The 20706-nt window shown below is 61.0% G+C and carries 20 protein-coding genes; 6 read left to right on the plus strand and 14 right to left on the minus strand.

Going from position 1 to position 20706, the window contains the following annotated elements; translation table 11 throughout:
• Window positions 1-178 precede the first annotated feature (178 nt).
• Complete coding sequence (locus tag AC4PR2_RS00495; protein WP_038877040.1) at window positions 179-370, plus strand: YdfD/YebW family protein; 192 nt, start codon at window positions 179-181, stop codon at window positions 368-370.
• A gap of 121 nt (window positions 371-491) precedes the next feature.
• Window positions 492-716, plus strand: coding sequence for a biofilm development regulator YmgB/AriR family protein (locus AC4PR2_RS00500; protein ID WP_060423997.1), 225 nt, complete (start codon window positions 492-494; stop codon window positions 714-716).
• Between the two features lie 79 nt (window positions 717-795).
• Here AC4PR2_RS00500 and ompC read toward each other — a convergent pair whose 3' ends face one another.
• From ompC to AC4PR2_RS00530, 6 genes are all read right to left on the minus strand, one after another.
• Window positions 796-1878: a porin OmpC gene (gene ompC, locus AC4PR2_RS00505; protein WP_084827681.1), complete on the minus strand. Its 1083-nt coding sequence runs from the start codon at window positions 1876-1878 to the stop codon at window positions 796-798.
• Between the two features lie 568 nt (window positions 1879-2446).
• Window positions 2447-3430, minus strand: coding sequence for a succinylglutamate desuccinylase (gene astE / locus AC4PR2_RS00510; protein WP_060424002.1), 984 nt, complete (start codon window positions 3428-3430; stop codon window positions 2447-2449).
• A 10-nt stretch (window positions 3431-3440) separates the two neighbouring features.
• Window positions 3441-4781: an N-succinylarginine dihydrolase gene (gene astB / locus AC4PR2_RS00515; protein ID WP_070914722.1), complete on the minus strand. Its 1341-nt coding sequence runs from the start codon at window positions 4779-4781 to the stop codon at window positions 3441-3443.
• 52 nt (window positions 4782-4833) lie between these two features.
• Window positions 4834-6306: a succinylglutamate-semialdehyde dehydrogenase gene (gene astD / locus AC4PR2_RS00520; RefSeq protein ID WP_492174853.1), complete on the minus strand. Its 1473-nt coding sequence runs from the start codon at window positions 6304-6306 to the stop codon at window positions 4834-4836.
• Window positions 6306-7340, minus strand: coding sequence for an arginine N-succinyltransferase (gene astA, locus AC4PR2_RS00525; protein ID WP_492174812.1), 1035 nt, complete (start codon window positions 7338-7340; stop codon window positions 6306-6308). The genes astD and astA overlap by 1 nt, the downstream gene beginning before the upstream one ends.
• Window positions 7341-7392: 52 nt before the next feature.
• Window positions 7393-8607, minus strand: coding sequence for an aspartate aminotransferase family protein (locus AC4PR2_RS00530; RefSeq protein WP_070914693.1), 1215 nt, complete (start codon window positions 8605-8607; stop codon window positions 7393-7395).
• 665 nt (window positions 8608-9272) lie between these two features.
• Between AC4PR2_RS00530 and AC4PR2_RS00535 the strand changes: the two genes are divergently transcribed.
• Window positions 9273-10247, plus strand: a complete 975-nt coding sequence (locus AC4PR2_RS00535) for an alpha/beta hydrolase (RefSeq protein WP_060439755.1) — start codon at window positions 9273-9275, stop codon at window positions 10245-10247.
• A 2-nt stretch (window positions 10248-10249) separates the two neighbouring features.
• On the opposite strand, the gene AC4PR2_RS00540 is transcribed toward AC4PR2_RS00535, so the two are convergent.
• From AC4PR2_RS00540 to AC4PR2_RS00565, 6 genes are all read right to left on the minus strand, one after another.
• Window positions 10250-11218, minus strand: coding sequence for an ABC transporter ATP-binding protein (locus tag AC4PR2_RS00540; RefSeq protein WP_060424011.1), 969 nt, complete (start codon window positions 11216-11218; stop codon window positions 10250-10252).
• Window positions 11208-12194, minus strand: coding sequence for an ABC transporter ATP-binding protein (locus AC4PR2_RS00545; RefSeq protein WP_060424013.1), 987 nt, complete (start codon window positions 12192-12194; stop codon window positions 11208-11210). Before AC4PR2_RS00545 ends, AC4PR2_RS00540 begins: the two co-directional genes overlap by 11 nt.
• On the minus strand, window positions 12191-13141 hold the full coding sequence (gene opp4C, locus AC4PR2_RS00550) for an oligopeptide ABC transporter permease (protein ID WP_060424016.1): 951 nt from the start codon (window positions 13139-13141) through the stop codon (window positions 12191-12193). The genes AC4PR2_RS00545 and opp4C overlap by 4 nt, the downstream gene beginning before the upstream one ends.
• A gap of 4 nt (window positions 13142-13145) precedes the next feature.
• The gene (locus tag AC4PR2_RS00555; RefSeq protein ID WP_319856676.1) at window positions 13146-14102 is read right to left on the minus strand and encodes an ABC transporter permease; all 957 of its coding nucleotides are present in this window, start codon (window positions 14100-14102) and stop codon (window positions 13146-13148) included.
• A gap of 48 nt (window positions 14103-14150) precedes the next feature.
• On the minus strand, window positions 14151-15812 hold the full coding sequence (locus AC4PR2_RS00560) for an ABC transporter substrate-binding protein (RefSeq protein WP_376788276.1): 1662 nt from the start codon (window positions 15810-15812) through the stop codon (window positions 14151-14153).
• A gap of 187 nt (window positions 15813-15999) precedes the next feature.
• A complete protein-coding gene (locus tag AC4PR2_RS00565) occupies window positions 16000-17418 on the minus strand; it encodes an aminotransferase-like domain-containing protein (RefSeq protein WP_492174816.1) in 1419 nt (472 codons plus the stop codon).
• A 144-nt stretch (window positions 17419-17562) separates the two neighbouring features.
• On the opposite strand from AC4PR2_RS00565, the gene AC4PR2_RS00570 reads away from it, so the two are divergent.
• The 3 genes from AC4PR2_RS00570 to AC4PR2_RS00580 are packed head-to-tail and all read left to right on the plus strand — an operon-like array spanning window position 17563 to window position 20140.
• Complete coding sequence (locus tag AC4PR2_RS00570) at window positions 17563-18963, plus strand: cytochrome ubiquinol oxidase subunit I (RefSeq protein ID WP_443014384.1); 1401 nt, start codon at window positions 17563-17565, stop codon at window positions 18961-18963.
• 2 nt (window positions 18964-18965) lie between these two features.
• The gene (gene cydB / locus AC4PR2_RS00575; protein ID WP_336850340.1) at window positions 18966-19973 is read left to right on the plus strand and encodes a cytochrome d ubiquinol oxidase subunit II; all 1008 of its coding nucleotides are present in this window, start codon (window positions 18966-18968) and stop codon (window positions 19971-19973) included.
• Window positions 19974-19987: 14 nt separating this feature from the next.
• Entirely contained in the window at window positions 19988-20140 is a 153-nt protein-coding gene (locus AC4PR2_RS00580) for a DUF2474 domain-containing protein (RefSeq protein ID WP_071605360.1), read from the plus strand.
• A 9-nt stretch (window positions 20141-20149) separates the two neighbouring features.
• Here AC4PR2_RS00580 and AC4PR2_RS00585 read toward each other — a convergent pair whose 3' ends face one another.
• Window positions 20150-20416, minus strand: coding sequence for a hypothetical protein (locus AC4PR2_RS00585; protein ID WP_147839850.1), 267 nt, complete (start codon window positions 20414-20416; stop codon window positions 20150-20152).
• Window positions 20413-20637, minus strand: a complete 225-nt coding sequence (locus AC4PR2_RS00590) for a hypothetical protein (RefSeq protein ID WP_025303190.1) — start codon at window positions 20635-20637, stop codon at window positions 20413-20415. The genes AC4PR2_RS00585 and AC4PR2_RS00590 overlap by 4 nt, the downstream gene beginning before the upstream one ends.
• Window positions 20638-20706: the final 69 nt, after the last annotated feature.

Below are 20706 nucleotides of genomic sequence, written 5' to 3' on the forward strand. Positions count from 1 at the left end.
GCTTAGCATCGTCAAAAGGATATGCCATCCGCTCCCGGCGTCAGAAATGGTTAGAGAATTCCGAAAGTGCCGTCAGCGGCGTCTCGATGGCGATTTATCACGCAATGATGCTGAAAAATCGCGCTTTTTTACCTACACTGTTGCCTACAGGGCGGTTCGACGAAGGAGGCATGCAACGATGTACGCATTGGTGATGTTTGTCTGTTATCTGGATGGCGGCTGCAGTGAAATGGTGGTCGATATATTGCGCGACGAACCGCAATGCTTGATCGCGATGAAGGAACAGAACCTGCGCCACGCCGGTTGTTATCCCATGGAAGAGTTTATCGACGGCTTTTGGTTACCGGCCAGCGAATATTCGGATTTTTAACGCCTTCCCCGTCCGGTGCTGAGGAATTTCTGATTTCATCGGAAACTTCGTCTGCCTCCGAGGCTTTAGGCCGCTGTTTTGCTAAATTGCGGCTCCCGAAGAAGAGAGACAGAGAAAGGTCATGTCAGCATCAGCTCATTCCAACGAGCATTATGAAATTCTGCTGCGCAACGTCAGCCTGGCGTTGGGCGATGCGGTGTTGCAGTTAATCAAAAACCATAAAAAGGTCTCCGGCAGCAATATTCTTTCACAGTTGGTCACGGAGATAGAACGCGAGCAGGATCAGCAACGTTTCGCCGCGCTGCGTTCTGCCATCGAACTGGTGGGATTGGCGCCAAAAGGCTGAGCACCTGAAAAAACGAAGGCAGGGCTTGCGCCCTGCCTGATTACCGATCCCGACACAGGATGAAGGTAATGATGGAAACTTAGAAGCGGTAGGTCAGGTTGACGGCAACAATGTCGTCGGTGCTCAGCTTCAGTTTGTTGTCGTCGTTCAACTGGTTGATCTTGTAGTCGACGTAGGTGTACATGTTTTTGTTGAAGTAGTAAGTCGCGCCCACTTCCACGTATTTCACCAGATCGACATCGCCAATCCCTTCAATGTCCTTGCCTTTGGACTGTACGTAGGCCACGGACGGACGCAGGCCGTTTTCGAACTGGTACTGAGCCACAACTTCGAAGTTTTGCGTTTTATTGGCGAAGCCTGAAACGCCGTTGCCGCTGATCGGCGTCATGTTGCGCGTATCGGCATACATGGCCGCCAGGTACACCTGGTTGGCGTCGTATTTGACCGCGGTGGTCCAGGCGGTGGCCTTGTCGCCTTTACCGTACTGCAGCGCTTTCTGAGCGCTGGTGCGGTTGGAGTCGGAGAACGCCGCCGCTACGCCGATGCCGCTGCCGCCGATGTCCTGATAGTCCAGAGACATGCCGTAGCCGTCGCCGTTTTGCTTGCTGACGCTGCGGCCGTCACCGTCGTTTTTACCCTGGTACTGCAACGCCAGGTTCAGGCCTTCCACCAAACCGAAGAAGTCACGGTTGCGGTAGGTTGCCAGGCCGTTGGAGCGCGCGGTCATGTAGTTGTCGGTGTAGCTGTAGGAGTCGCCGCCAAATTCCGGCAGCATGTCGGTGTAGGCTTCGGCATCGTACACCACGCCGTAGTTACGGCCGTAGTCGAACGAGCCATAGTTGGCGAACTTCAGGCCGGCGAAGCCCAGACGCGTTTTGGTGCCGGTGGTGCCCTGCGCTTCGTCGTGGTTGGAAGCAACCTGGTATTCCCACTGGCCGTAACCGGTCAACTGATCGTTGATTTGGGTTTCGCCTTTAAAGCCCAGACGAACGTAAGTTTTGTCGCCGTCTTCACCCTTGTCTTTACTGAAAACGTGTTTGGCAGCAACGCGGCCGTACAGGTCGAGTTTATTGCCATCCTTATTATAGATTTCAGCCGCGTTGGCGAAGGAGGTGACCGCCCCGAGGGCGACAGCTAAGGCTAATACACTGCGTTTCATCATTTATTTTCCTAGATATTATAATTAGAACCCTGCCCGTCACGCCCAATTTATATTTTGGGCTGTGATTTTATCTTTTGGTATTTTATGAGCTCCCCTAATGCGGGGGTGATGTGACATTAGCATCATGAATCAAAACTTAAAATCAAAAAGTTCATGAAACAACGAGGAGAAAGCATGTTTATTTGTAACCAAATATTACAACAAAGGAATTGCACAACTCATTGAATATAAGAATATTTTATCACATAAGTTATAACCAAAATGGTGCAATGCACCAATGTAGTGCATTTTGGTTTCGTTTTGTGTGCTTTCTGCACGATCCCAAAGTAACAACAAAATTAGCATGGTTATTAAAAACGTTACTTATTTCACATTTTTATCTTAACAAATTCACCAGGCAATTAAGACTTTCAGCTAATCATCTGACACCGCCTTTTATTCATTCACATAAGGGAATCTCTTCGGAACGAATAAAATTCGCCTTACGCCAATTAAAATAGCGGGAAATAGCAGAATAAAATAATCAAGGGAATAACGGCGGCGCGCTGACGGCGCCGCCGTGGATAAATCAATACAGCGTAGAGCGGGGCACTTCGTTCAACAACATACCGGCGCGCAGGCCCAACGCCACATTGGGGTTAGGGAACAGTATCCACGCGCCCTCCTGGCCCACGCGATAGTCCTCCTGCGGCTGCTCGCACAGCAACATGCCCGGTTTCAGTTCGGTGAAGTTGGCCGTGTCATCGCCCAGGTGCAGCTTGAAATCTTCGCTGTGCTTGATCAACGAGTGCATCACGCGGAAAACCCGAATCTCATCGGCCGCACGCACCGGCAGGGGCCCTTCACTGACCGCCGCCCGCAGAGCGAGATCGATGGCGGCGAACTGCTGCAGATCGTTGCTGCCGAACGGCCGCGCCTTGCCCAACTCGAGCGTACAGCTCGCCGCATTGAGATGTTCGCTGGAATAATGGCTAAACGTGCCGCCCGGCGCGCTGTGTACCACCAGCGCATCCAGATCGGCCGCATCCAGCAGCTTCAACATCGGCTCGCTGTACGGGCGTTTCTGGAAAGGCAGAATGCCAAAGCGCGGCAAACGCGATTCACGGATGGCGGTGTGCAAATCGTAATGGAAACGCGCCGCCTGTTCCCCATCGAAAAAGGCGGCGAGCGCACGCTCCAGCTGCTGCGCACGCACGGTTTCGCCGCTGGCGGCGAAGTTGCGGTAGCGGCCGCCGAACATGCGGTTCATATCGCTGTGCAGATAACGCTTGCCGGCCCGCATCGCCGCCGGGTTACCCAACACCACCAACAGCCGCACCCTCAGCGGCAACCGGCCGGCCAGCAGGTCGCCGACCAGCTGATTGAGCAGTTCGATCGGCGCAGTTTCGTTGCCGTGCACCCCCGCCGACATCACCATCGCCTGGCGGTAGGGCTGCCGCGGCGTGAGCTCCAGCACCCCTTCCCCCTGCCAGCGCCAGCGCAGCTGCGGTGTTTCACCTTGCCATTCGACGGGTTCGTTCCCTTCCAGCGTCAGGGGCAGTAGATCGATCATGCCGCCTCCCTTAGCGTTGGAATGGATAGATAGAGCCGAGACCGAGGATCGACGTCAGCGAATCCAGCGCCTCGCGCCCTTCGCGCAGCAGCAGCGGGTCGGCCAGGTCATCCTGCGTCAGGCGATCGCGATAATGGCGGTCGACCCATTCGTTCAGCGTCGCGAACAGCCGCTCGTTCATCATCACGCGCGGGTTAACCGCCCGCAGCTCCTGCTCGTTAAGCGCTACCCGCAGCCGCAGGCAGGCCGGGCCGCCGCCGTTGCGCATGCTTTCACGCAGGTCGAACACGCGAATTTCCTCGATCGGGCCGCCGCTGCCGACCATGTCGTTGAGATAACGCCACACGCCAGCGTGCTGACGCGACTCCTCCGGCACGACGATCATCATCTTGCCGTTCGGCTTGGTAAGAATTTGGCTGTTGAACAGGTAGGTCGCCACCGCGTCCGCCACCGAGACGCGCTCCGTCGGCACTTCGATCGCCACCAGCTCGCTGTCCAGCGTCGCCATCTTGCGGCGCACTTCATCCAGCGCCTGCTGCTGGCGGTAAAACGCCTGCTGGTGGTGGAACAGCACGTTCTGGTTGCTGACCGCAATCACGTCGTTATGGAACACGCCCTGATCGATCACCGCCGGGTTTTGCTGCACGAAGACCGTATGCTGTTCGTCCAGTTGGTGCAGGCGAGCGATCGCCTCGCCGGCTTCGCGCGTCTGGCGCGCCGGATAACGCGCCGGCGCCGTTTCGCCGCCGAACTCCTGCCGACCGTAGACGAACACCTGCACGCTGCGTTTGGCATAGTCGCCGCCCAAACGGTTGTGGTTGGCCGCCCCTTCGTCACCGAACAACGCCACCTGCGGCAGCGCTTCATGGTGGGCGAAATGCCGATCGTCGCTGAACATCGCCCGCAATACGGCGGTGGTGGTTTCCGCTTCGATGGCGCGGTGGAATTTGTTATTCAGGTTGGCAGCGGTGAAATGCACCTTGCCATCGGCGCTGTCCGCCGAGGGCGACACGGTGGCCGCATTGGCGGTCCACATGCACGACGCCGAACTGAGCGCCGACAGCAGGCGCGGCGACTGACGCATCGCCTGCGCCAGCACCGCCTCATCGCTGCCGCTGAAGCCCAGGCGACGCAGCATCGGCAAATGCGGGCGTTCCTGCGGCGGCAGTACCCCTTGCTGGAAACCGAGATCGGCCAACGCCTTCATTTTCAGCAAGCCTTGTTTCGCCGCCAGCTTCGGGTTCGATACGCTGTTTTGATGCTGCGTCGACGCCTCGTTGCCGAACGACAACCCGGCATAGTGGTGCGTCGGCCCCACCAAACCGTCGAAATTGACTTCATATCCTGACATGTTCATCCCCTGGGGATAGCGTGCGGCGACGCCGGCGCGCCGCCGCAGACGATTAACGGAACGCCAAGCCCGGCGAGAGCGTCGCCGGCAGCGACAGGCTTTCACTTTCCAGCGAAGCCATCGGCCAGGCGCAATAGTCCGCCGCATAGAAGGCGCTTGGGCGATGGTTGCCGGAGGCCCCCACGCCACCGAACGGCGCCGCGCTGGACGCCCCGGTCAGCGGCTTGTTCCAGTTGACGATGCCGGCGCGCGCTTCCAGCAGCAATCGCTCGAACAGCTCGCGCTGCGGCGATACCAGCCCCACCGACAGGCCGTAGCGCGTCCGGTTGGCCAGCTGCAGCGCCTCGTCGAAATCGCGGTAACGCACGATGGTGGTCAACGGCCCGAAATACTCTTCGTCCGGTACGCCGGCCACGCCGGTCAGATAGACGATGCCCGGGCTGAGCAGCGAGCTGCCCGGCTCCAGCAGGCGCATGGTCAGCAGCGATTTGCCGCCCAGCGTCAGCAAGTGCTGCTGCGCTTTCAGCATGTTTTCCGCCGCGGCTGCCGACACCACCCCGCCCATGAACGGCTGCGGTTCGGCATCCCAGCGGCCGACCCGCAGTTCGCCCGCCACCTGGACCAGACGCGCGATAAAGGCATCGCCTTCGGCACCCTGCTTCACCAGAATACGGCGTGAACAGGTGCAGCGTTGGCCGGCGGAGATAAATGCCGATTGGATAGCCAGGTTGACCGCCGCATCGCGATCGTCGAAACCGTCGACGATCAGCGCGTTGTTGCCGCCCATCTCCAGCGCCAGGATCTTCTCCGGCTGCCCCGCCAGTTGGCGATGCAGGTGATAGCCGGTGCCGGCGCTGCCGGTGAACAGCAGGCCGTCGATATCCGCGCTGGCCGCCAGCGCTTCGCCGGTCTCGCGGCCGCCTTGCACCAGGTTGATCACTCCGTCCGGTAGACCGGCCTGCAGCCACAGCTTGAGAGTCTCCTCGGCGGTCAGGGGCGTCAGCTCGCTCGGTTTGAATACCACGCAGTTACCGGCCAACAGCGCCGGCACGATATGGCCGTTCGGCAGATGGCCGGGGAAGTTGTAAGGCCCGAACACCGCCAGCACGCCGTGCGGACGATGGCGCAGCACCGAAGCGCCGTCGGCCATCGCCGTCTGGCTAAAGCCGGTGCGCGTCTGATAGGCCTGCAGCGAAATGCCCACCTTGCCGATCATCGCCTGAATTTCGGTCAGCGTTTCCCAGCGCGGTTTGCCGGTCTCGCGGCTGATGGTTTCCGCCAGCGACTGCTTGTGTTCTTCCAGCAAGGCGGCGAAGCGTTTTACCAGCTGTTCACGCTGCTCGAACGGCGTACGTGCCCAGGCCGGGAACGCGGCACGCGCGGCTTCGCAGGCGGCGGCAACGTCACCGGCATCGGCGGCGTTGGCTCGCCACAGCGGCTGGTTGCCGACCGGATCGGCTTTGCCGAACTCGGCGCCGCGGCCCTGCCGCCAGACGCCGTTAATCAACAGTGCTGGATGGGACATCATGCTTTCTCCTGTGCAATAAGGGGGAGCACCCGCACCGGGCTGCCCTGCTCGACGCCCAGCGCCGCGGCGGTGGCGGCGTTGATATGCAGGCGGTCGTCATACAGATCGGCATTGACCAACAGTGCGCGGTAGTTCTGATAGTTGTCGTTGGCCACCAGATGCACCGGCGCATCGGCGCGCATCGGCGTGTCATCCAGCACCACTTTCACCAGGCGGCTCTGCTTCACCGCGCGGATGTGATCGATCTCGGCTTCCAGCGTCGGGCCACCGTCGAAGATATCGACGTAGCCCTGATAGCTCAGGCCTTCCGCCTCCAGCAAGCGGCGCGCCGGCAGGGTTTGCGGGTGCACCTCGCCGATCACCTTCTGCGCATCTTCGGCCAGGAAATCGACATATAACGGGTGTTTCGGCATCAGCTCGGCGATATACGCCTTCTGCCCGGTGCCGCTCAGGTAGTCCGCCTTGGCGAACTCGATGGAGAAGAAATGGTGGCCGACGCTCTCCCAGAACGGCGAACGGCCGTTTTCATCGGAGAAACCGCGCATCTCGGCGATCAGGCGCCGTGAGAAACGCTCGCGGAACGCGGCAATAAACAGGAAACGTACCTTCGACAGCAGCTTGCCGTTCTCGCCGTGACGATAATCCGGATCGAGGAACAGCGTGCACAGCTCCGAATGGCCGGTATGGTCGTTGCTGAGGAACAGCGTCGGCACCGATTTATAGACGTTCAGCTGTTTGGAAGCATGCACCTGCGTGCCGACGCGGAAGCTGTACCAGGGTTCCGCCAGGCCGACGGCCACTTCGATCGCACAGACACCCACCGCCTGCCGGCGCTCACTGTCCTCCAACACGAACAAATAACACTGGTCACTTTGCGGAAGTTCGCCTTGCCAGGTTTTTAACGCCCGCTCAATGCGTGCCGACAGGGTATCTTCATTTTGCGGCAGTGAAGTGAGACCAATGCCGGATTTACCGGCAAGCGTCAGTAAATCCGCCAGATCGCGACGCTCTATAGGGCGAATAATCATCATAATGCGAACCTCTTCTGAATCAGGCTGCGCCGGTGAAGGCGCAGCCCGCTGATTAGCTGCAAATGCGCGCCACGGCGCGCGCGAATCGCGCCAGCCCCTCTTTCACATCCTGCTCAGGGATGATCAGCGACGGCGTGAAACGCACCACGTCCGGGCCGGCGATCAGCGCGATAACGCCTTCTTCATTGGCCAGCTGGGTGATCTGCTTCGCTTTGCCGGCATAGTCTTTCGTCAATTGGCAGCCGATCAGCAAACCGCCGCCGCGAATCTCGGCGAAAATCGGATACTGGCGGTTGATGTCGTTCAACCCGTCGATAAACCACTGGTGACGCTGTTTGACGCCTTCCAGCACTTCCGGGGTGTTGATGATGGAAAACACCGCCCCCGCCACCGCCGTCGCCAGCGGGTTGCCGCCGTAGGTCGTGCCGTGGGTGCCGACGCCCAGCGTTTTCGCCAGCGCATCGGTGGTCAGCATGGCGCCGATCGGGAAGCCGCCGCCCAGCGCTTTGGCCGTGGTCAGCACATCAGGCACCACGCCGTACTGCATGTAGGCATACAGGTGGCCGGTGCGGCCGACGCCGGTCTGCACTTCGTCGAAAATCAGCAGCGCATTATGGCGATCGCACAGTTCACGCAGCCCCTGCAGGAAACTGGCTTCCGCCGGCAGCACGCCGCCTTCGCCCTGGATAGGCTCGACGATCACCGCACAGGTGCGATCGTTGATAAGCTCGGCCGCCGCAGCCAGATCGTTATAAGGCGTATGGGTGATGCCGCCTGGCAGCGGTGCAAAGTCCTGCGAATATTTTGGCTGGCCACCGGCGGACACCGTAAACAGCGTACGGCCGTGGAACGCGTTGTTGAACGCCACAATCTGATCTTTACCGGCGCCGTGCTGGTCGTGCGCATGCTTGCGCGCCAGTTTCAGCGCCGCTTCGTTGGCTTCAGCGCCCGAGTTACAGAAGAACACCTTGTCGGCGAAGGTGGCGTCGATCAGCTTTTTGGCCAGGCGCAGCACCGGTTCGTTGGTATAGCCATTGCCCAGATGCCACAGTTTGCCCGCCTGCTCCACCAGCGCCGCCTTGACCGCCGGGTGCGCATGCCCCAACGCGTTAACCGCAATGCCGCCGGCGAAATCGATGTAAGACTTACCCTGCTGATCCCACACCTGCGATCCTTCTCCCCGCACCAGAATAAAATCGGCAGGGGCATAAACCGGGACCATCCAGTCATCGAAAGACTGGCGGGTAACTGCGATTGGCTGTTCCATAGTGACCTCATAATCTCAGCAAAGGCTGAATTTTGACTGTAAGGACCGCTCAAGCCCGGCTAGGCCGCCACAATGCAAATAAACCGTTGTTCAAAACCGACTTTCCCGGCGGAGAAAATGCTGTCCCTTACCGCTGATTTAGAAACAAATCTGTTACATAAAATCGGTTTTTCACTATTTATGGCGTATATCCGGTCCCTGAGCGGGGAGTAAATGTTAACGAGCAGTTAAAATACATGTCGTTTGATAAAGAGTGTAGAGCAGCTATCGTGCCAAAACGGGATTTTTGCCGTATTTTGCTATTTTTTACGTTAAAACAACGGCTTATAATGAATATTTATTCATTTTCTATGCATTGGTAATGCATAAATTAAAAAATAAGGCCTAAAATCATCATTGCGCGCGAAATCCTATTCAATTACGAAAAACTTCAGGATTTCTGATCGGGCTCGCAAAAATAATTTCCCCCCCTTTGCTCGCTATCACGCTTTTTGCCCCCATCGGGTGCAGCGGTGCGCCAAAATTGTGCAACGCGGCAGCGACGCAGAGATCTCCCCCGCCATGCTCCCGAAACAGGGCCGCGCTGACCGTGGCTCCTGCTTTGTGCGCCAGCGTCTACACTGTGATCCTGACCGCCCCTTCTCTTCTGCGCACAAGGAGTCACCATGCCCAAGAAAACCGTCGATCTCAGCCAGCCGCACGCCCAGCACGACATCCGCGCGTTTCTCGACGCGCTGAATGCCGGCGGCGGTAAACCCATGGAACAGATGAAGCCCAAAGAGGCGCGCAGAGTCTTGGAGGACGCGCAGCGCAGCGTCGAGGTGCCGCTGCGCGAGGTCGAGATCAGCGAGAAAACCATTCACGTAGAAGGTCAGGATATTCTGTTGCAGCTGGTGCGGCCGGCCAGGGTCAAAGAGGCGTTGCCGGTATTCATGTTCTTTCACGGCGGTGGCTGGGTGCTGGGCGATTTCCCCACCCATGAACGGCTGGTGCGCGATCTGGTGCACAGCTCAGGCGCGGCGGCGGTGTTCGTCAACTATCCCCGTTCACCGGAGGTGCGCTACCCTGAGGCGATCAACCTGGCTTACGCCGCCACCGAATGGGTGGCCGAGTACGGCGAGAAGATCAACGTCGACGGTTCGCGGCTGGCGGTGGTCGGCAACAGCGCCGGCGGCAATATGGCGACGGTGGTCAGCCTGATGGCCAAAGAGAAAGGCATACCGGCGCTGCGTTGCCAGATCCTGCTGTGGCCCGTCACCCGCGCCCAGTTTGATACCGACTCCTATCATCAGTTCGCCGAAGGCCATTTCCTGACTCGCAACATGATGAAGTGGTTTTGGGACAGTTACGCGCCCGATAAGGCGCAGCGCAAAGACATCTACGCCTCGCCGCTCAACGCTACGCCGGAACAGCTGCGGGGTTTGCCGCCGGCGCTGGTGCAAACCGCCGAGCTGGACGTGCTGCGCGATGAGGGCGAAGCCTACGCGCGTCTGCTCGATGCCGCCGGCGTCGAGGTCACCTCCACCCGCTATAACGGGCTGATCCACGACTACGGCCTGTTGAATCCGCTCGCCCACGTCCCGGCGGTGCATTCGGCGATCCATCAGGCCGGGCGCGCGTTGAAGCACTACCTGTCCTGACGCTAGCCGACCACATGGCACGCCACCTGATGACCGGGCGCCACGCTGCGCAGGCGCGGCGCCTGTTCACGGCACTGCGCCGTGGCCTGCGGGCAGCGCGGGTGGAAACGGCAGCCGTGCGGCGGGTTGGCGGGATTGGGCGGCTCGCCGCTTGCTGCCCGCGGCAGCGAGCGATGCACATCCAGCGTCGGCACCGCCGCCAGCAAGGCCTGCGTGTAGGGATGCAGCGGCCGGCGAAATAACGCATCGCGGTCGGCACTCTCGACGATCTGCCCCAGGTACATCACCGCCACGTCCTGACACAGGTGCTCTACCACGCCGAGATCGTGCGAAATAAACAGCAGCGTCACCCCCTGCCGTTCCTGCAAATCGGAAAACAGATTGATGATCTGCGCCTGAATCGACACGTCGAGCGCCGATATCGGTTCGTCGGCGACGATAAACTCCGGCTGCAGGATCAGCGCGCGCGCGATGCCGATGCGCTGGCGCTGGCCGCCGGAAAACTCATGCGGAAACCGCCCGTAATGCTGTGGAGACAGCCCGCAGATCGACAGGGTATCGAGCACTCGCTCGCGCAGTTCCGCCTTGCTCGCCAGGCCGTGCTGCAACAGCGCTTCGCCGATGGCGTCGCCCACGCGCAGGCGCGGATTCAGCGAGCTGTACGGATCCTGAAACACCAGCTGCATTTTCGGCCGCAGGGCGCGCAACGCCTCTTTGCTCAGGCTATCCAACGCCTGCCCTTTGAACATCACCTCGCCGGCGGTTTTGTCGTGCAGGCCGAGCAGCGTGCGGCCAACGGTGGTTTTGCCGCTGCCGGACTCGCCCACCAGCCCAAAAATGCGGCCCTTGCGAATGCTGAAGCTGACGTCGTCCACCGCCTTCAGCTGGCCGGTGGTTCGCCCGAACAGCCCGTCGCGCAGCGGGAAATATTTCTTTAATCCTTTCACTTCCACCAGAGGTTCAATCGACATGCGGGCGCCCTCCCGCGTTGAGGAAACAGGCGGACTGGCGCTGCGGTGTGCCGTACAGCGGCGGAATGCCATCGCGGCAGCGAGCGGAGGCCTGCGCACAGCGCTCGGCAAACGCACAGTGTTCAGGCAAGCGCGCCAGATCCGGCACCTGGCCGGGAATGGAATACAGACGGCGGAGCCGCTGGCCCGGCACCGGCCGCGAGGCGATCAGCCCCTGAGTATAAGGATGCCGCGGCTCGGCCAACACTTCCCGGGTCGTGCCCTGCTCGACGACGCGCCCGGCGTACATCACCGCCAGCCGGTCCGTCATCTGGGCGATCACCCCGAGATCGTGGGTGATCAAGATCATCGCCATGTTGTGTCGCCGGCTCTGCTCGCGCAGCAACGCCAGGATCTGCGCCTGTACCGTGACGTCGAGCGCCGTGGTCGGCTCATCGGCGATCAGCAGCGCCGGGCGGCATCCGATCGCCATGGCGATCATCACGCGCTGCAGCATGCCACCGGACAGTTGATGCGGGTAGCAGCGCATCAGCGCCTCCGCGCGCGCCAACCCCACTTCCGTCAAGAGTTGAATCGCCTGACCCCAGGCCGCTTTCGGCGACAGGGCCAGGTGGCGAATCAGCGGCTCCACCAGCTGTTCGCCGAGGGTCAACACCGGATTGAGCGCACTCATCGGCTCCTGAAAGATCATCGCCAGCCGGTTGCCGCGCAGATCGGCCATCTTTGATGCCCGTAGCGACAGCAGGTTCTGCCCTTCAAAGCGAATTTCACCGCCGTCTACCTGCGCCAACGGCTGCGGCAGCAGCCCCATCAGCGCCATGGCGGTCACGCTTTTGCCGCAGCCCGACTCGCCGACGATCCCCAGCGTTTGCCCGGCCTGCAGCTCAAGGCTGACCTGCTGCACCGCCCGCACCGGCCCTTGCTCTCCCTGAAACGACACCGACAGTCGATCGAACGCCACCAGCGGTTGGCTCATCGTGTTACCCCGTTCATTTTCGGATCGAGCGCGTCCCGCAGACCGTCGCCCAAGATATTGATCGCCACCACGGTGACGAAGATCGCCAGCCCCGGCGGCATCCACAGCCAGGGGCGGCGCTGAAAGTCGATCAGGCTGTTGGCGGCATCCATCATGTTGCCCCACGATGGCGTCGGCGGCACCACGCCCAGCCCGAGGTAGCTCAACGCCGATTCGCTGAGAATGGCGTTAGCCACCGCCATGGTGGCCACCACCACCAAAATCGGCACGGTGTTGGGCAGCAGATGGCCGAACAGACGCCGCCGGGTGGAGAGCCCCAGCACCTCGGTGGCCAGCATGAAATCCCGCTCGCGCAGCGACAGGATCTGGCCGCGCACCAGCCGCGCCAGCGACGGCCAGCCCAGCAGGCTCAGCATGATCATCACCATGTAGATGCGGTAGTCCGGCGAGACGTCGAGCTCGGTCAGCATCGCCCCCATGATGATCAGCAGCGGCAGGCCGGGAATGGTCATCAGCAGATCGGCGAAGCGCATGATCAGCCTGTCCGCCACGCCGCCCAAATAACCGGCGAGCGCCCCCAGCACATAGCCCAGCGTCACCGACAGCAGCATCGACACCAGGCCGATGGTCAGCGATATCCGCCCCGCCAGCAGCAGCCGGGTGCAGATATCGCGGCCGAGAAAGTCGGTGCCCAACCAGTGCGCGCCGCTCGGCGCCTGATTGATATTCAGCACATCGCCTGCGTCGTCGCGCCACGGCGACAGCGACGGCCCAATCAGGCACAGCAACGCCAACAGCACCAGCAACGCCAGCGAGATCATCGCCGGCCGGTGGCGACGCAGTCGTCGCCAGGCCTGCGCGGCGGGCGGCGGCGACAGTTGCGCCAGCGCGGGCAGTTGGGCCTGACGCCAGCGGCGGCGGCGGCCGAAAAACAACGTAGCCAACATAGCGTTACCTCAAACGAATGCGCGGATCGGCATAGGCGTACAGAATGTCCGCCAGCAGATTGCCGAGAATGGTCAAGGCTGCCAGAAACAGCGTGAATCCCATCAGTACCGGGTAATCACGCGCCGCCAGCGAATCGATATGGATATGCCCGGCGCCCGGCCAGTTGAAGATTTTTTCGGTGATCAGCGCGCCGGAGAACAATCCCGGCAGCTCGAACCCCAGCAGGGTGACGATCGGCAACAGCGCATTGCGCAGCGCGTGTTTGAGGATCACCGTTTTCTCCCTGAGCCCCTTGGCGCGCGCGGTGCGGATATAGTCCATGCGGATCACGTCCAGCATGCTGGCGCGGAAATAGCGCGTCAGGCTGCCGGCCTGCAGCATCACCAGCGCCAGCACCGGCAGCAGCAGGTGCGCCGCCACTTCCAGCGCCCACGCCAGCCCGCTCGCTTCGCTTCCGGTGCGCAGCATGCCGCCCGCCGGTAGCCAGTGCAGATCGACGGCGAACCATTTGATCAGCAGCAGACACAGGAAGAACGTCGGAAACGACATGGCGGCGAACACCGCCACGGTGATCAGATGATCGAACAGCGAATAGGGTTTCATCGCCGAGATCACCCCCACCGCCAGCGCGATGCCCCAATACAGCACCATCGCCACCGCCGCCAGCAGGAACGAGTTCCAGATGTATTGGTTCAGCAGCGTGCTGACCGGGATCTGATACTGCAGCGAAAAACCGAGATCGCCCTGCAGCAGCCGGCCGAGCCAGTGCAGGTAGCGGCTGAACAACGGCTGATCCAACCCGTACAGCGCCCGCAGCTCGGCGGCGCGTTGCGCGGTCAGGTTGATGTTGCCGTCGATAAAGTCACCGGGCGCCAGGGCGAAGATGCAAAAAATCAGCAAGGAAGCCAACAGCAGCATCGGGATCGTCTGCAACAGACGGCGCAGGATAAAATGTCTCATCGCGAATTCCATCGCCGCCGCCCGGAGTGGCGCGGCGGCGTCAGGGCGTTACGGCGCCGGTTTGACGTTCGGCAGGCTGCCGACCAAGCCGTTGTAGATATCCGGTTTAAAGCCGGTGACGCGCGCGCTGCTGGCGCTCAAAATCTCGCGGTTGCCGAGCAGGATCACCGGTGGATCGTCCGCCAGCGCCTGATACAGCTGATGGTAAAGCGGCTTGCGCTGCGCGATATCCAGCGTGGCATTGGCCCTGGCGATCAGCGCGTCTACCTGCGGATTGTGATAACCGGTCTCGCTCTCGCGACTGATGAAATCGCGCACGCCATCGTGCGGATCGTTCAACGTGCTGGTGCTGAGCGACACCAGGTCGTAATTGCCCGCCTTGCGCTGCGCCAGCAGCGCGTTGAAGTCCAATACCTGCGGTTTCAGCACCACGCCGAGCCGGCGGTAGTTGTCCTTGGCGATCGGCACCAGCGCATCGTTGATCAGCTTTTTGGTCACCAGCAGCGTCAGCTCCAGCTTCTTACCGTCTTTTTGCCGAATGCCGTCCGCGCCCACTCGCCAGCCGGCCTCGTCCAACAGCTTCCCGGCCTTGTCGAGATCGTAAGCGTAGGGATTGATGCCGTTCGCGTCATAGGCCCAGGAGATCGGCGAGATCGGCTGGTTGGCGACCTTGCCATACCCCTGGTACACCACGGCGATCAGCCTTTGCCGATCCAGGCCGTAGATCAGCGCCTGACGCACCCGTTTGTCCTGCAGCGCCGGGCGCTTGAGATTGAAGTCGATGCGGCTGTAATCGCTTGAGCTGTAGAGGTTGATATTGGCGAAGCCGAGCAGCTTGAGCTGTTCGATATCGTCCGGCTTGGCGGTAAAGGCGTCGTAGTCGGTCTCACCGGTCTGGAACAGCTGGAAGTTGGTGGCCGGGTTGGTGACGCGGTAGATAAAGCGCGCCATCGGCGGCGCACCGAGATAGAAGTTCGGGTTGGCGTGGAAGCGGATCTCCTGCCCCGGCACGTACTTGTCGTAAATATAGGGGCCGTTGCCGAGCGGCTTGCCGTTGAAGGCGCGCACGCCGTCGAGCTTGCCGCGCTGATAGTCTTTGCCGTAGTAAGCCCGCGACAGCACCGGCCCGCCAATCAGTTGCAGCGTAGTCGCGCCCGGTTGGGTGGTGACGATCTGAATGGTGCGATCGTCGATCACCTTCAGGCCGCTGATGCCGGCGGCGGTGCCGTTTTTATACTCGGCGCCACCCTGGATGTGCGCCGGCGTGATGTCGGTGTCGCCGTCATAGGCCGGATCGTGCAGCAGCGTCAGGGTAAAGGCGATATCGTCGGCCTTCAGCGGCGAGCCATCGCTGTAGACCAGATTCGGCCGCAGCTTGATGGTGTAGGTCAGATTATCGGGGCTGACCTGCCAGGACTCCGCCAATCGCCCTTCCGGCTTGCCCTGGCTGTCCAGGCCGATCAGGCGGCTGAAGATCACGTCGGTCACGTTCTCGTCCCAGCCGTTGGTGAACAGATACGGGTTGAAAATCCCCTGCGGCTCCGAGATGCCCGCCACCACGGTGTCTTTACGCAGCTTGGCGGCGGCCGGTACCCGAGCAGCGTCGCTGGCCGGCGTGATGCCTTCGGCCAGCGTTTCCGCCTGCACGCCGGCGCTCAGCCCCAGCGCACAGACCAGCGCCAGCGCCAGCGGCGTCAGCCGATAGCGCAACAGTTTGTTTAGCCTATTTTTTATTCCACTCACCCACTGCCCCTCGTCTTCCCGTTGATATAAATGTGACAAAATTTATCGCAGAGTAATGGGCGGCTGGAGGGCTGTCTAACAACGAAACCGGCATTCCATTGCCGAAAAAAGCATTATGAATTTTTCTGGGGCGAAGCGCCGTGCAAAATGCGATTCAGCCTGCCGCCGCCAGCCCCCGAATAAGTTTGGCTAAGGTTTTGATCGCCTCTTCAAACCGATCGTTCCATTCAAAAGAGGCGTTGAGGCGGAAGCAGTGGTTGAAATGGTCGCCGGTCGTAAACATGCGCCCTGGCGCGATGCTGATCCCCCGGGAAAGGGCCTGCCGGTACAGTTCCATCGACGACAGCGCCGGATCCAGCTCCAGCCACAGGAAGTATCCGCCGTCGGGCTGGCTGACCTTCACCGTCGGCGGGAAATGGTGGGCGATCGCCTGACGCATCGCGCTTTGGCGCTGGGCCAGCAGCCGCCGCAGCCGCCGCAGATGGGTATCGTAGCCGCCGTGCAGCAGATAATCCGCCAGCGCCATTTGGGTCGGCACGCTGGTGGAAACGGTGCTCATCAGCTGCAAACGCTGGATCTGCTGCGCATAACGCCCCGCCGCCACCCAGCCGACGCGAAAGCCCGGCGCCAGGCATTTGGAAAACGACGAGCAATGCAGGATCTGGCCGCCGCTGTCGAGCGCCTTGGCCGGCAGCGGCCGTTCCGCGCTGAAGTACAGCTCACCGTAAACGTCATCTTCAATCAGCGAAATCTGTCGGTCGCGCAACAGCGCCACCAGACGCTGCTTGTTGGCCTCCGGCAGGGTGGCGCCCTGCGGGTTCTGGAAGTGGGTCATCAGCCAGCAGGCTTTGATCGGATACTGTTCCACCGCCTGCTGCAGCGCGTCCAGATCGATACCGTCCTGCGGATGCGTGGCGATCGCCACCGCCTTTAACCGCAGCCGTTCCAGCGCCTGCAGCGCGCCGTAAAACGCCGGCGACTCGATCGCCACATAGTCGCCCGGCTGGGTCACCGCCTGCAGGCTGAGGCTGAGCGACTCCATCGCCCCGGCGGTGATGACGATTTCGTCCGGCGCGACCTGCATGCCGCTCAGCGCATAGCGTTGGGCGATGTGCCGCCGCAACGCGTCGTTGCCCGGCGGCAGGTTGGCCAGCGAACTGTGCGGCGTGAACTTGCGCGCTACGCTGCTCAGCGCCCGCGCCAGCTTCGGCTGGGCGAACAGCGTGGCGTCGGGAAAGGCCGAACCGAAAGGCACGATATCCGGATCCTTGCAGGCCTGCAGCACGTCGAAAATAAAGGCGTTGATGTCCACCTGCTCGCTCAGCAACAGCTTCTCGCCGCGCGAAGGCTGAGGCAGCGGCTGCGGACGCGCCGCCACGTAGTAGCCCGACTGCGGCCGGGCGACGATCCACCCCTGGCTCTCCAGCAGTTGGTAAGACTGCACCACCGTCATCAGGCTCAATCCGGCGCGTTTGTCGCTCTCGCGCAGCGAAGGCAGCTTGTCGCCCGCCCGCCACACCCGGTTCTGGATCTGTTCTCTAATCTGCTGCGCAAGCTGCTCGTATCGGGTCATAACCATTAACTGTTATATGAAAAAGTAAAATAACTGTCACTATTATAGTCACTGTACTCCGTGCTTAACTTGACGCCAAGTATTTCACATAAAAATGACAGCTATACTCAAGAGGTTAATTTATGTTCAACCCTAGGAGGCGCCATGCTGGGTCTTGATGCACTGGAACTCGCCAGAATACAGTTCGCCTTCACCGTGTCTTTCCATATCATCTTCCCCGCCATCACCATCGGTTTAGCCAGCTATCTGGCGGTGCTGGAAGGGTTATGGTTGAAAACGCACAATGAAGCCTACCGCGAGCTTTACCATTTCTGGTCAAAGATTTTCGCCGTTAACTTCGGCATGGGCGTGGTGTCCGGGCTGGTGATGGCCTATCAGTTCGGCACCAACTGGAGCTTCTTCTCCGAGTTCGCCGGCAGCATTACCGGGCCGCTGCTGACCTATGAAGTGCTGACCGCCTTCTTCCTCGAAGCCGGTTTCCTCGGCGTGATGCTGTTCGGCTGGAACCGCGTCGGCCCCGGCCTGCACTTCTTCGCCACCTGTATGGTGGCGCTCGGCACGCTGATCTCCACCTTCTGGATCCTGGCCTCCAACAGCTGGATGCAGACGCCGCAGGGGCATGAAATCATCAACGGCCAGGTGGTGCCGGTCGACTGGCTGAAGGTGATCTTCAACCCGTCCTTCCCGTACCGCCTGCTGCACATGTCCACCGCCGCCTTCCTCTCCTCGGCGTTCTTCGTCGGCGCCTCCGCCGCCTGGCACCTGCTGCGCGGCCGCGATACCCCGGCGATGCGCAAGATGCTGTCAATGGCGATGTGGATGGCGCTGATCGTCGCGCCGGTGCAGGCGCTGATCGGCGATGCGCACGGCCTGAATACGCTGAAACACCAGCCGGCGAAGATCGCCGCCATTGAAGGCCACTGGGAAAACCCGCCGGGCGAAGCCACGCCGCTGATCCTGGTCGGTTGGCCGGACATGCAGCGCGAAGAGACCCGCTTCAAGCTGGAAGTGCCGTACCTCGGCAGCCTGATCCTGACCCACAGCCTGACCGAACAGGTGCCGGCGCTCAAATCCTTCCCGCCGGAAGATCGCCCCAACTCCACCGTGGTGTTCTGGTCGTTCCGCATCATGGTCGGGCTGGGCATGCTGATGATTCTGGCCGGGGTGTGGAGCCTGTGGCTGCGCTGGCGCGGCGGGCTGTATCAGTCGCGTCCGTTCCTGTACTTCATTCTGTGGATGGGCCCTTCCGGATTGCTGGCGCTGCTGGCGGGCTGGTTCACCACCGAGATCGGCCGCCAGCCGTGGGTGGTGTACGGCCTGCTGCGCACCAAGGACGCGGTCTCCGCGCACGGCGACCTGCACATGAGCATCAGCCTGCTGGCGTTCATCATCGTCTACTGCTCGGTGTTCGGCGTGGGGTATTCCTACATGATGCGCCTGATCCGCAAAGGGCCGCAGCCGCATGAACACCAAGAAGACAATACCGAGGGCCGCCCGACACGTCCGCTGTCCGCGGTCAACGACACTCTGGACGACAGGAGCTGAACATGGGCATCGATCTTCCGCTGATTTGGTTTGTGATCATCGTGTTCAGCACCATGATGTACGTGGTGATGGACGGTTTTGACTTGGGCATCGGCATCCTGTTTCCGTGGGTGAAAGAGAGCGGCGACCGCGATCTGATGATGAACACCGTCGCCCCGGTGTGGGACGGCAATGAAACCTGGCTGGTGCTGGGCGGCGCGGCGCTGTTCGGCGCCTTCCCGCTGGCCTACTCGGTGATCCTCGACGCGCTGGCGATCCCGCTGACGCTGATGCTGATCGGGCTGATTTTCCGCGGCGTGGCCTTCGAGTTTCGCTTCAAGGCGAAGCCGGAGAAACGCCATATCTGGGACAAGGCGTTCATCTGGGGCTCAATCTTCGCCACCTTCAGCCAGGGTGTGGTGGTAGGCGCCGTGATCAACGGCTTCCCGGTCGAAGGCCGCACCTACGCCGGCGGCGCGCTGGACTGGCTGACGCCGTTTGCGCTGTTCTGCGGGCTGGGGCTGGTGGTGACCTACGCCCTGCTCGGCTGTACCTGGCTGGTGATGAAAACCGCCGGTGACCTGCAGGCGCGCATGTATCACCTGACGACGCCGCTGCTGGCGATCCTGTTGCTGGTGCTGGCCGCGGTCAGTATTTGGACGCCGATCGCGCATCCGGAAATCGCCGCCCGCTGGTTTACGCTGCCGAACCTGTTCTGGCTGCTGCCGGTGCCGGTGCTGGTGCTGCTCAGCGCCTGGGGGATTCAACGCGGGGTGAAACGCGGCGCGCACTACTCGCCGTTCATGCTGACGCTGCTGCTGGTATTTCTCGGCCTGAGCGGGCTTGGCATCAGCATCTGGCCGCACCTGATCCCGCCGGCCATCAGCCTGTGGGACGCCGCCGCCCCGCCGCAGAGCCTCGGCTTTATGCTGGTAGGCGCGCTGTTCATCATCCCGATCATTCTGGTCTACACCTTCTGGAGCTACTACGTGTTCCGCGGCAAGATCAGCCATGAACACGGCTATCACTGAGAAGGGAGGACGCTATGCAAGATAAAACGGCAACCGCCGCGCCGGCGCCCTGGTGGAAACGCATCGGTTGGCTGGTGATCATCTGGAGCGCCAGCGTGCTGGGGCTGTTCGTGGTCGCCTCGCTGTTCCGCCTGCTGATGACCGCGGCGGGCATGAAGTCGCATTGACGCGGCGCCTTATCTGGCCGCGCTGTTGGGAAAGTAGAAGGATACCACCAGCGTGACCAGCGGCAAGGCGCCGATCTTCACCAGTTCGAACGCTTGCCTCAGTGCTTCATTTTTGTCCCAATACGCGTGGGCGGCGAATACGCCCACGCTGACCGCAAATATCCCGCACAGCACCTGGCGCGCCAGGCGCAGCCGCTCCATTTCGTCGAAGACCAAGACCTGCTCCAGATAAACCTGGCTGGCCTCATCGTGCAAATTACGGCTTTCGATGTTCATGGGAAGATCTCCACGACCCGCCCCACCGCTTCAAGCTGTTCACCCTTCTCCCGTACAATGCCAAGAGAAGTACCATCCTGTTTCATCCAGTACTTATCGGCAAGGGTAATCAGTGCAAACGCCATTTTGATTACCTCGGTTTTTTCCATCCCGTGACGCCGGGCAATATCGTTCAGATCATCATCAATTTTGTTCGATAACCGAATCGGCAAGCTGCGCATAGTCCACCTCCTGTGGCCGTTGATTCACAGGGGGAAAGTCTACTGGAAGGGCAAATATCGTTCAATTAG

The organism is Serratia sp. A07 (assembly GCF_058725505.1).

What these genes read in the sequence shown, in the direction of transcription:
- AC4PR2_RS00495 (WP_038877040.1), top strand. Translation starts at nt 179, where the DNA reads ATGTACGCATTGGTGATGTTTGTCTGTTATCTGGATGGCGGCTGCAGT.
- AC4PR2_RS00500 (WP_060423997.1), top strand. Translation starts at nt 492, where the DNA reads ATGTCAGCATCAGCTCATTCCAACGAGCATTATGAAATTCTGCTGCGC.
- ompC (WP_084827681.1), bottom strand. Translation starts at nt 1,878, where the DNA reads ATGATGAAACGCAGTGTATTAGCCTTAGCTGTCGCCCTCGGGGCGGTC.
- astE (WP_060424002.1), bottom strand. Translation starts at nt 3,430, where the DNA reads ATGATCGATCTACTGCCCCTGACGCTGGAAGGGAACGAACCCGTCGAA.
- astB (WP_070914722.1), bottom strand. Translation starts at nt 4,781, where the DNA reads ATGTCAGGATATGAAGTCAATTTCGACGGTTTGGTGGGGCCGACGCAC.
- astD (WP_492174853.1), bottom strand. Translation starts at nt 6,306, where the DNA reads ATGTCCCATCCAGCACTGTTGATTAACGGCGTCTGGCGGCAGGGCCGC.
- astA (WP_492174812.1), bottom strand. Translation starts at nt 7,340, where the DNA reads ATGATGATTATTCGCCCTATAGAGCGTCGCGATCTGGCGGATTTACTG.
- AC4PR2_RS00530 (WP_070914693.1), bottom strand. Translation starts at nt 8,607, where the DNA reads ATGGAACAGCCAATCGCAGTTACCCGCCAGTCTTTCGATGACTGGATG.
- AC4PR2_RS00535 (WP_060439755.1), top strand. Translation starts at nt 9,273, where the DNA reads ATGCCCAAGAAAACCGTCGATCTCAGCCAGCCGCACGCCCAGCACGAC.
- AC4PR2_RS00540 (WP_060424011.1), bottom strand. Translation starts at nt 11,218, where the DNA reads ATGTCGATTGAACCTCTGGTGGAAGTGAAAGGATTAAAGAAATATTTC.
- AC4PR2_RS00545 (WP_060424013.1), bottom strand. Translation starts at nt 12,194, where the DNA reads ATGAGCCAACCGCTGGTGGCGTTCGATCGACTGTCGGTGTCGTTTCAG.
- opp4C (WP_060424016.1), bottom strand. Translation starts at nt 13,141, where the DNA reads ATGTTGGCTACGTTGTTTTTCGGCCGCCGCCGCCGCTGGCGTCAGGCC.
- AC4PR2_RS00555 (WP_319856676.1), bottom strand. Translation starts at nt 14,102, where the DNA reads ATGAGACATTTTATCCTGCGCCGTCTGTTGCAGACGATCCCGATGCTG.
- AC4PR2_RS00565 (WP_492174816.1), bottom strand. Translation starts at nt 17,418, where the DNA reads ATGACCCGATACGAGCAGCTTGCGCAGCAGATTAGAGAACAGATCCAG.
- AC4PR2_RS00570 (WP_443014384.1), top strand. Translation starts at nt 17,563, where the DNA reads ATGCTGGGTCTTGATGCACTGGAACTCGCCAGAATACAGTTCGCCTTC.
- cydB (WP_336850340.1), top strand. Translation starts at nt 18,966, where the DNA reads ATGGGCATCGATCTTCCGCTGATTTGGTTTGTGATCATCGTGTTCAGC.
- AC4PR2_RS00580 (WP_071605360.1), top strand. Translation starts at nt 19,988, where the DNA reads ATGCAAGATAAAACGGCAACCGCCGCGCCGGCGCCCTGGTGGAAACGC.
- AC4PR2_RS00585 (WP_147839850.1), bottom strand. Translation starts at nt 20,416, where the DNA reads ATGAACATCGAAAGCCGTAATTTGCACGATGAGGCCAGCCAGGTTTAT.
- AC4PR2_RS00590 (WP_025303190.1), bottom strand. Translation starts at nt 20,637, where the DNA reads ATGCGCAGCTTGCCGATTCGGTTATCGAACAAAATTGATGATGATCTG.